Origin of the sequence: Methanococcoides alaskense, from assembly GCF_027594145.1 — an archaeon.
In the GTDB taxonomy this organism is placed as follows: domain Archaea; phylum Halobacteriota; class Methanosarcinia; order Methanosarcinales; family Methanosarcinaceae; genus Methanococcoides; species Methanococcoides alaskense.
This window is the reverse complement of sequence record NZ_JAQFFK010000005.1, coordinates 190,738-201,065: the sequence shown is the minus strand read 5'-3', so window position 1 is coordinate 201,065 and position 10,328 is coordinate 190,738. Positions and strand designations below refer to the sequence as shown.

General features: G+C 39.5%; 9 protein-coding genes. 2 read left to right on the top strand and 7 right to left on the bottom strand.

Annotated elements, in window-relative coordinates; translation table 11 throughout:
• Positions 1–227 (bottom strand): shikimate kinase (locus PBV53_RS09235; RefSeq protein WP_270096893.1); only part of this gene is annotated, 227 nt, incomplete at its 3' end.
• Positions 228–423: 196 nt separating this feature from the next.
• On the opposite strand from PBV53_RS09235, the gene PBV53_RS09230 reads away from it, so the two are divergent.
• Positions 424–651, top strand: coding sequence for a hypothetical protein (locus tag PBV53_RS09230; protein ID WP_270096892.1), 228 nt, complete (start codon positions 424–426; stop codon positions 649–651).
• 170 nt (positions 652–821) lie between these two features.
• Complete coding sequence (locus PBV53_RS09225; protein WP_309740231.1) at positions 822–1,928, top strand: MFS transporter; 1,107 nt, start codon at positions 822–824, stop codon at positions 1,926–1,928.
• Positions 1,929–2,365: 437 nt separating this feature from the next.
• On the opposite strand, the gene PBV53_RS09220 is transcribed toward PBV53_RS09225, so the two are convergent.
• From PBV53_RS09220 to mtaC, 6 genes are all read right to left on the bottom strand, one after another.
• Positions 2,366–3,511, bottom strand: a complete 1,146-nt coding sequence (locus tag PBV53_RS09220) for a GTP-binding protein (protein WP_270096891.1) — start codon at positions 3,509–3,511, stop codon at positions 2,366–2,368.
• A gap of 146 nt (positions 3,512–3,657) precedes the next feature.
• A complete protein-coding gene (locus PBV53_RS09215) occupies positions 3,658–5,574 on the bottom strand; it encodes a hydantoinase/oxoprolinase N-terminal domain-containing protein (RefSeq protein ID WP_270096890.1) in 1,917 nt (638 codons plus the stop codon).
• 39 nt (positions 5,575–5,613) lie between these two features.
• Positions 5,614–6,462: a cation diffusion facilitator family transporter gene (locus PBV53_RS09210; RefSeq protein ID WP_270096889.1), complete on the bottom strand. Its 849-nt coding sequence runs from the start codon at positions 6,460–6,462 to the stop codon at positions 5,614–5,616.
• A 109-nt stretch (positions 6,463–6,571) separates the two neighbouring features.
• Positions 6,572–7,126 (bottom strand): acetate uptake transporter, encoded by a 555-nt coding sequence (locus PBV53_RS09205; RefSeq protein WP_270096888.1) that lies wholly within the window; start codon positions 7,124–7,126, stop codon positions 6,572–6,574.
• A gap of 382 nt (positions 7,127–7,508) precedes the next feature.
• Complete coding sequence (gene mtaB / locus PBV53_RS09200) at positions 7,509–8,894, bottom strand: methanol--corrinoid protein co-methyltransferase MtaB (protein WP_270096887.1); 1,386 nt, start codon at positions 8,892–8,894, stop codon at positions 7,509–7,511.
• 13 nt (positions 8,895–8,907) lie between these two features.
• The gene (gene mtaC / locus PBV53_RS09195) at positions 8,908–9,678 is read right to left on the bottom strand and encodes a methanol--corrinoid protein MtaC (protein WP_270096886.1); all 771 of its coding nucleotides are present in this window, start codon (positions 9,676–9,678) and stop codon (positions 8,908–8,910) included.
• Positions 9,679–10,328 lie beyond the last annotated feature (650 nt).

Below are 10,328 nucleotides of genomic sequence, written 5' to 3'. Positions count from 1 at the left end.
GTTGCAATAACATAGTTATCCAATGCATGAAGTCCAATAACGATCTGTTCTTCAAGTTCAATGAACTCATCGTCACCGTAAGCATCTATGAATGTTTGCAGGTCCGTACCGATCTTTCCTCGTATTAGATCGTCAATATCTATGAACTTGTGATCAAGTTTTTTTGCAAGCTGTTTTCCAATAGTGGATTTGCCTGCTCCAGACATGCCAATAAGTGTAATGTTCATGCTTTTTCCTTATTCTTTCTATCCTCATTTGTCAACCTGGAATAAATAGTATAGTATGAAATTACCCAAAATAAAGGTGTTAGACGGAAGGAATAAAATAAATATAACTATAAAATTATACACACTTCTAAATAATTAAGTATGTAGGACAAGTATATAAGCAATGAAAAACCCATAATTATGAGGAAGGGATAAAATGAGTAGATCAAAAAAAGATCTGCATACAAATTCAGTTTCAACCGATGAAGATATGCAGAAAACACCGGCCGGTCATGCATTAAGAATGACTGCCGATTTTAGTGTGAAAACTCCTAAAGGTACATTACAGGGGAAAGCCGGAGATTACATCATAAAAGATAGATTAGGAATGGTATCTGTAGTTGAAAAGAATACTTTCAATCAAAAATATGAGATCCTCCACTAACGAGATCTGGGCTTCAATGAGAAATTAATGCCCAATGCAGACATTCGTTCTGACTTTATGCTCACTACTGCAACTGTCCTACTTTATGAAAAAGCTCTTTTAAGGAGCGTTTAAAGTGATCATATACAGATACAAAGACGTATCTATCTTCCATAATATTATCAGCTATTATGGACAATGACAGGTTCTTGATATATTCATCCGCTTTAGTCATAATGGGACTTTCAAATGCTGTCATACCTGTACTGCCAGAACTTTCTGCCAGTGGACAAATATACGGCATAAATTCCTCAAGTTTGGTATATTCTTCGTTCTTCCTCGGAGCATTAAGTACTATGCTTCCATTTGGAATATTAAGTGATAGAACTGATACTCTGAAATTGGTTAGTCTTGGCCTCTTACTATCATTAATATCAGGGCTGTGGATGATCTTTACGAATAACTTCATGATATTCGTATCAGCACGCTTCATTGAAGGGGCTGCATGTGGTGCATTCTTCCCTGCAGCATATTCAAGGCTGGCACTTTATACAAAAAGAGCACGTTACATGGGGGAATTCAGCTTTCTCATCAATGCCGGACTAGCTTCCGGTGTTGCAGTTACCGGTTATTTGGTTCACACTAATATCAAGAGCGGGATAATTCTTTTTTCTATTTTGACATTCTTAACAATTATTTTTGCAGTATACCATTTTATAGTCCCTTCAAGGACCATAGGAAAAATAGAACTTCAAAAGAAAGTAAGTAAAAAGGAATACTCAAAGTCACATATCTTCACCTCAAAGGATACCCGCGGAATATGGATCATCTCATTTATACTTGCAGGATCAAGCGGTGTCCTTGTATCCCTCTATCCTGAATATGGGATCGATACGCTCTCAAAGACAGAACTGGGCATATCGATCTCACTTCTCTATGTATCTACAATGATCTCATCCCTTCTGGCATCTTATATGGATACCGGCTATGCAAAGCTCATTAAAAGAGGTATAATGATAGCAACCGTTGGCATAGTCGTTACAATTTATAGCTCGACATTAGGTTTTTTCATCATTGGCACTGGCTCCGGTCTGATGCTTGTAGGACTTCCAATTGCAATCGCTTCCATGAAGGTAGAGAAGGGGATTGCGATGGGTGTCTATAATACCTGTATCTATGCAGGACTTGCACTGATGCCATTGATGGCCGGAGCACTTGCAAAGAGTGTAGAGATAAAGACAATTTTTCTCATGACAGCTATTCTTTTCGGCTTAACGATCTTTCTAAGCAAGGATTGACAGCACCTTAATATGCAATTAAATATAGTAACATGTTTATTTAAGTGATAACAATATAAAGATGGGATATCCTTAGGCCAATTATTAAAGAGGGGAAAACAAAGGGATGAAAAACGTATCAGAAATACCTTTACTTTTTAGGAGTCAAACATATGAGTGAATTGCTTCCAAAGATACTTGTTGTCGATGATGAAACATGGAACCTTGAGCTAATGGAAGCATACCTTTCAGATGACTATGAACTTGCAATGGCTACATTGCACCGGTTTTAATCTTGATTTTGTTGGAAAGATTTATCGGATTTTTCTTAATATTGTCACATTTATTTGTATTTTAAATTACATGTATTTGCTAAATTCTATGCATATTATACAAAAAAAGAGGTGCTCCAAAACTAAATGTTTGTTAGGAGCATACTGAAATTGTAAATAACCGTCTCAATGATTGTGCTCATGATGCGTTCCAAGCTTTTCAATCTCAATTCCATAACGTTTGCACACATCTGTTGCGAAGGCATCTACAATATTCACAAGTTCTTTTTTTTCCATGTTCGAGATCGCTGAAAGTATCTTTAACTTCAGGATATCATTATTTCCTGTTTCGATCACTTCCAATTGTGGATCTTCGAAGTATGCAGTTACATTCATTTTTACTGTATCTGCATTAGAATCAAGGAACATCTTGATATGACCAATGAACTCGGGGCTATGTTCCATAACTTCAGCTTTTATGTTCTTCATGATCTCCTTAGCGATCAGCGTTGCTCTATCGATATCTGTGTTGCCTTTGATATTATATTCTGCAGCATAGGTTGCAACACCTGATGCGTCAATTGAGCTTTCTGTTTCCTGCTCATCCCTGATGAGTTCCATATCTTTCTTGCTGACAAAGGATAGGCCATTTGCAGGAGCAATGGATGTTTTCCCCATTTCTTTTGGCTTCGTCTCCTGAACTTTAAGATCAAGAGACCTATTAAGCAGTTCTTCAGGAAATATCATGTCCATAAAACTATAGAACTTCTCATCGTTATTATTTGCAGATATCCGTATTACCTTTGCTTTTCTATTGAGCTGCTGGACAGATTCTTCTATAATAGGTATTTGTATTTTGTCCATAAGGTCGATCTTATTGATGGCAAGAATTTCTGCATCCTCTATCTGGCGGGTGGAGAAATTCTTCATCTCTTTTAATATGTGTTTGAATCTACTACCATCGATAAGTGTCACAAGAGGTGCGATTTCCGCACCTTCTCCAAGGTCCATCAGTTCGATCTCTCTTTTGATCAAATTTGGGAATGCAATTCCGGTAGGTTCAATTATAAGGACATCTGGATTGTAAGAATTAAAAAGTGTTATCACAGTTGAGCGAAGTCCCATCTTGAGTGAACAACAGATACATCCGTTAGTTATCTCTTTTGTATCGAAACCGAATTTCTTGATTATGTCGCCATCGATCCCGATCTCCCCTATCTCGTTGACAATAATAGCAACCTTGTACCCCTTGTCCACAAGATACTTCCCCGTATTGATTATCGTGGTAGTTTTCCCGCTTCCAAGAAAACCGCCAACTATAAGTGTTAACATTTTATTAGCTCCTCTTTTTTTTATAAACGCATCATCCGATCCAAAAAGCAATACGTTCGTTTCTTTTTGTATGTTCAATAATTTACTGACGGGCAATTCTGAAGGTATATTGAGTTAATATATTCAGACATTTCAAATACCATGGCTTAAAAGACCCCCACCCCCACAAATATAAGTTTAGTCTCCATCGGAGGATGGTGCCAACCTTCCGGTGAGATGACTTCCTCTGCAACTGTTACACTTACCTTGTTTTCCATGATCCCGCACTCTGCCATATGTGAATATATCAAGTCCCTCCCATGTTCATTGACAAATTCAAGTGCTTCTACATAAGTATTGAACTTCTCTCTCCCCCCAGGTGAATAGACAAAGAAATCTTTATCAGGCTCGCTAAGAGATAATGGCCTTATCATTATTTCCAGACGTTTGACCCCTTTACCAAACAAAGCTCCTGCTGCATTCCCCACATCGGAATATTTAGGAACTATGATGTCCGCTTTGATAAATGAGCTCACCTCATCCCTATAAGCAGACACCGGACCTCCAATAAATACTACAGGGATCTCTACATCGAACCTCGCTTTGAACTTGCGATCAACAATCCCACCGATGCTCTCGGGATCAACACCTGGCAACAGGTACGACATCAGCTCGAATGCCATATTCCTCGCAAAGCGTTTTTTGAGAAGAGAGCACATTTCATATTTACCTATAGTGTTCAATTTAGCCAGAACATCGGCGGCCAGTTTTGAAGCTTCTTGATCCCATTGATCATATTCCCCCAAAACATGCAATACATCAGTAGGAGTGAAACCAATAGCCTGCACAAGCCTTTTACTTATCAGAGAACTCAAAACAAAAGGAGAAGGTGGTTTTTTAAGCATCATTGAAATATCATCAAATGAGAGTGGATCATCTCCAATAACAGATAGTATCATATTTTCATTTTCATTTAATTCCATAGGTTCCTGTCTGGTCCTTACAAAGAACTTTGTAGGTTGGACATTTTCATCCAGCAGTTTGCGCGAGATCCATTTAATGTTCTTAAGTTTTTCAGGAAAACCAGGATATTTGACTGCTGCAACACAGATCGGTTCCACTCTTCTGGGACCAATGAACAGATCATTATCTTTTGTCCATATGTGGCTGTCACCCCCCATTGCTGATGTTTCCATGTGGATCGCTTTTACACGCGTTTGCCATTTTCCAATAACTGCACCCGCTTCGCTAATATCCGGCACGCCCTCAGAGAGCATTGATACATCTGTACTTGTACCGCCGACATCTATCACAACGCAACTTTCAAGACCTGAAAGAAAAGAAGCGCCAATAAGACTTGCAGCCGGACCTGAAAATATCGTTTCGATAGGTCTTTCAAGTGCGTCCCTGATACCAACGACAGAACCGTCACATTTGAGCATAAGTAATCTTGCATCCATATCACGCCTTTTTATCTCAGAGATCATCGCTTCTATGAAATTCTCACCGACAGGTAAAAGCTGTGCATTAAGGTATGCTGTAACTGCTCTTTCGTAAGCACCAATATCCTGTGTTAGCTCGTGCCCACAAACGACTGGCATTCCCGTAAGCTTTGATATGAGCTGTTTTGTCTTTAGCTCATGCTCAGGATTCCTTATACTGAAATGGGACGATACCGCAAAAGCAGAAACCCTATCCTTTGAACCAAGGACGAAATTCTTTATAGCATCAACATCAAGCGGCTTTAATTCATCCCCCATGTGATCATGACCTCCTGCTACAAAGATGATATCACTTGTCGGGAAATTCTTATTGAGAGAATGATCCCCTATGAGAATAAGACCCACAGGATAGCCAGTATCTTCCAGGACAGTATTCGTTGCAAGTGTGGTTGAAACCGATATGACATCTACATTTTTCAGATATTTTTCATCGATCCCGTCAATTGCATTCCGTATTCCTTCAATATGATCAGGATAGGTGGTCAATGCCTTGTTGGACATCACTACAGACCTGTCACTATCACTTATAAGAATTGCATCAGTATAGGTTCCACCTGCATCGATACCAAGACTATATTGCATTATTTCACCATGGTCCTAATAAAATTATATTCAATTGTTTCATCGTCTCTCAGGAGGTTCGATGTGTACCAGTACATCCGATATCCCTGTAAATGTTCTTTTAAGTTTTCTTTCAATACTTTCAACTATTCTCTGTGCTTCCATAACATAGATATCAGAATCCACTTTCACGTGAATATCCACAAACAGATCGTCCGGTGAACCATGAGTTCGCACTTTATAGCAATTCTCAATTCCTTCAATGGACCTTACAAGACGTCGAACATTGCTTTCATCAAGACAGCATGCATCGCATAATACGTTGCAAGACATGAGAACGATCGATACACAATATTTCATAAGTACGAGAACTAGCAATACTGTTTCCAACATCAGAACGGTTGGACTGACTTGAATGAACAAGGTCAGAGCGATTAAAACTGAAAACATAACATCTAATTTAAGTGCAAATGAGTGGGATATCCCAGCCTGATCAAATTCATCCAAAGAGCAATATTTCAGAATAGCTACTGATAGAATAACAGACATTAAAAGCAAGATATAGATGGAAGTATCCGGCAATAGAGAGTTACTTCCATTAACGGTAGAGTGAACTTCAGAGAGGATATACAGACTTGCCAGAATAAAGATAATCGCAATGAACAACGATACCAGAGAACTGTATTTTCTGTAACCATATGGATGGACATGGTCAGTCGAATGTGAGATGATACTCGGTACAAAGTGATGAACTAAGGCAATGATACCGATAAATAAGGCAAAATATCCCGTAACCTGCACAGCAAGAATATCAGAATAGCTCCCTGCGAATATCCTCAACAAAGCTATTTCGATGAAGACGGAAAGAGCAAGAGATCCGGTTCCGTTCTTTCTGATAGAGGTCCTCAATTGTTACCACCTGATCTTTTTATTTTCGTTTTAAAGGAGGGGATTGACCGACCATATGGACGGTCACGGTCTGAATATTACATAGCTGACATTCTAGCCAAATCTTACTTTAGAGTGGAGCTACCATCTTTCCAAAAACGGAATTTGTTACAAGTGCCAGAGATGTGTACAGAGCTGAGATCCCAAGTAACAGGGTCATATAACCTGCAAGTGGGCCAACGCCCATTCCGAAGTTTGCCGCTGCGTTAAGGAAAAATGTCAGAGTAAGAGTTATGAAAACGATGGTTATCGCCTTAACACCGATCTTGAGTGTTACAAACAGCAGCACAAGGGAAACAATTCCCCAGATGAAGAGGTAGTAACCTACTGAAATTGCACTGGCTGCCCCAAGGACTCCGCTTGCAATACCTGAAGACATCAAGATGAATGCAAAGGAGAACCAGAACAGACCAAATGCTGAAAAAGCAGTTGCACCGAATACATCTCCTTTTTTCCAGCCCTCTATGCCAGCGAATACTTGTGCAAATCCTCCAAGGAAGATCGACATTGAGACGACCATTGTAGCGTCTGCAAAAAAACCTGAACCCATCATTCCCAGCATTATAGCTGCAAATCCGAGACCTGCAAATCCGAGTGGTGCATGGTCTGCTGTTTTATCGATCATGTGAAATCCATCCGAAGGATTACATAAAATACAGTTCTCTGGTATCTCTTCATTATTTGTCAAATATGATCACTTCCGTTAGTTCGATTAATAAATTTTATAAAGTACAATAAAATAAAATTACAACTCAACATATAAAAATGATTTTTAAATGTGATTTGGGGCAAACATGTACCCATTAATAAATATTAAAAAGACATAAAGGAGATAAAGGAGTTTTAAATGTCTGAATATCACCTCCCGTATTATGTTTTAGAAGAAAATGTTTGTGATTATAAGGTCAAATGTCAAATATCGTGCAATACACATTTTCAAGGTGATGGGAGTAGCCCCGAGCAATACGGGGCTACAGTCCACGTTTGGAGACTTCGATGCTAAATGCTTAGAGACCGTAGTTCTCTGGGAGGAAGACTTTAACTTCTTCCTTGTACTTGGTCATGCAATCGCTCATGAAAGTATCCTGGTCGTCTGTGAGTGCCACAAGTGCAGCTTTTGCGTCTGCAAGGGCGCCCTTCTCGAACTTAGTGAGTTCGAGCTTGCCAGCTATTCCTTCTTCCATGATCTCTACTGACTTGAGTGCAGCGTTCTTTGCACGGAGGTAAATGTCATTACCGTCCTTGACAATAGCTTCACCCACGCGGTATGCGTTGTCATATGCAAGAACATAGCCCTGTGGGTCCCTGTACTTGTCAGAAAGCATAAAGAGGTCCCTGAGAGTCTTTTCCTGCCCTGTTGCAGTTGCTGTGTTCATCAAAGCACAGTCATAAGCAAGGGACTCTCCCCAGCACTGTACAGAGGTACCACCGAATTCTGCGTGATATTCGACAGATTCATTTGACCAGAGGTCACAGCACTGCATGACAAGGTTACCCATGACATCCGAGTGTGCACATGTGGAGGATTTACCTTCCTGTGCGATAGGTACACCGGAGATAGCTTTTATGATGGTGTTCTCATATCCACAGTCCTTACCTGGGCCAACTGCACCAGCTTCGTATGCAGCAAGTGATCTTGGTGCAGAGATAGCCCTTGCGATGATAGCAAGTGTGTGTGCAAGGTTCTTGTCAAGAAGACCGCCACCAATGAACATTGCAGTGTTTGCTTCGGAACAGTCAGTGTCACCTGCGGAAACTACTCCGTGCTTCTTTGCAACAGAGCTGATCTCCTGCCAGATGAAATCCATATCTATGGTTCCAAGGCAGCCAATAGCATAGAGCATACCAGGAACATCGTTCCTCAGGATAGCATAATCGAATACTTCCTTACCGCCCATTGATTCAACTGAAAGCATGTCAGCTCCATTTGATGCAATTTCTTCGAAGGACTCCATCATGACATTGAACTTGTCACCTCTAAGATCAAGGAAATCACGATTTTCACGGATATCACCTGGGGTGTGTCTTAATGCGCATTTGATGCCGTATTCATCGTGGAACTCTTCCATGATGGTCTTCTGTGCGTGTGCGACCTCTCCTCCCCATGTTGGGTTGTTGGTCATCTGCTCGACGTGTTCTGTCTCAAGGACAACAGCAGGGAAACCTACCTGGACCATACGGTTCATGATATCTGTGGTTATCCTCTGGTATTCTTTGACGAGCTTCTCTTTTGATGCACCGGCTTCAGGCCTTGGTGCATAGTTAACTTCAGGTATAGTGTATCCGGCACCGATCTCGAGTCCAAGTCCTGCTTTTACAGGGTGCTTACATTTACCAAAGATCATGTCATCTGCACTGTCATACGCCATTTTTGTATATCGGTTGATTGCCATTTATCTCACCTCTTCAGTGTTTGTGGAATTCTTCTTTCAGTGCGCTAATGCTAGATCCTGCAAGGATCTTGTCAGCGATCTTAGGTGCGTCAGCAGCTTCTTCTCCATAAATACCCAGATCATAGGTAGATACGAAGTCCTGGTTAACAGCTCCGCCACCACAAGCGAATGGAACATTGAGACCTGCTTCAAGTAACCTGTCGTTGACAGCCTTGAAAGCATACATTGTTGTGGTCATCAGTGCAGTACCTGTAAGCATTATAGGTTTCTCTGCCTTGACAGCTTCAATGACCTCATCTACAGGAACATCACGGCCAAGGTCAACTACCTCATATCCGTTTGCTCTGAGAAGTGCAGCGACGATAGATTTACCGATATCGTGAACATCTCCTTCTGCAACATGGCAGACTACCTTTCCTTTAGAAACAGGAGATTCATCGGACTGTGACTTGCAGAACTCGATACCGTCGAGCATTGCATCTGCGGACATCATTACGTTTGGCAGGAAGATCGTTCCCTGATCATACAGATCAGTAACTACTTTCATACCAACCATTAGAGCATCGTCGATCAGAGCAATTGGATTCTTTCCTGCTTTGATGGCTTTTTCAAGACCTTCGATAACGTCGTCTTCTTCGCCGTCAAAGATTGCTACTGCAATTTCCCTGAACAGTGCATCCTTAGGATAAAGTTCAGCTGCAGCATCTTCAGGCGTCATTGCCTTTTCCAATTTCACATTGTATCTTACCAGAATTTCACTGGGGTCTATATCCAACCTGGTCATGTTTTGCTTCCTTCCTTTGTTTTTTTTAATAATAATTGAAGTGTCATTCTTCTTGGGAAGAATACCACCCTCGATCCAATCATAGGATTTCGTTCTGAAAACCTATTCAAACGTCTCTCATTCCAGTATATAAACATTTGTTTTCAAATGATTTTATATATAAGCATTATCAGTTGGTTAAACAAAATTACAAAGATAAAATATATCAAAAATAAGCTGTATTGGTATCGAAAATGCATAACAAAAATAACAATATTGAAAACAAACAAAACAAATTTAGTAAATACATTTATATAATATAATTAAATTTGCTTTAAAAATAACTAGTATATAAAACATTTGTATAATGGAAATATTTGATCGATACCAATATGGGAAAATAAAGGCTATTGATGCTTATTTTTAAACAGACATATTGATATTACAGAAATATATACACTTGACAGTAGAAACTTATAAATAGAAACTGCCATTGTACAATTCAGATTAAATAAAAAGAAAACGACATCAATAAAGGGATTAACTGAAAATTGCAATTCAAGATTATTTTATTATATCAACCAAATTAAACAATAATGTGTATATGCACAAATTATTAAATAATTAGTATATATTTATGTTTATTTATACATTTTCTAATAACACAAAAC

What these genes read in the sequence shown, in the direction of transcription:
- PBV53_RS09205 (WP_270096888.1), bottom strand. Translation starts at nt 7,126, where the DNA reads ATGATCGATAAAACAGCAGACCATGCACCACTCGGATTTGCAGGTCTC.
- mtaC (WP_270096886.1), bottom strand. Translation starts at nt 9,678, where the DNA reads ATGACCAGGTTGGATATAGACCCCAGTGAAATTCTGGTAAGATACAAT.
- PBV53_RS09215 (WP_270096890.1), bottom strand. Translation starts at nt 5,574, where the DNA reads ATGCAATATAGTCTTGGTATCGATGCAGGTGGAACCTATACTGATGCA.
- PBV53_RS09220 (WP_270096891.1), bottom strand. Translation starts at nt 3,511, where the DNA reads ATGTTAACACTTATAGTTGGCGGTTTTCTTGGAAGCGGGAAAACTACC.
- PBV53_RS09225 (WP_309740231.1), top strand. Translation starts at nt 822, where the DNA reads ATGGACAATGACAGGTTCTTGATATATTCATCCGCTTTAGTCATAATG.
- mtaB (WP_270096887.1), bottom strand. Translation starts at nt 8,894, where the DNA reads ATGGCAATCAACCGATATACAAAAATGGCGTATGACAGTGCAGATGAC.
- PBV53_RS09230 (WP_270096892.1), top strand. Translation starts at nt 424, where the DNA reads ATGAGTAGATCAAAAAAAGATCTGCATACAAATTCAGTTTCAACCGAT.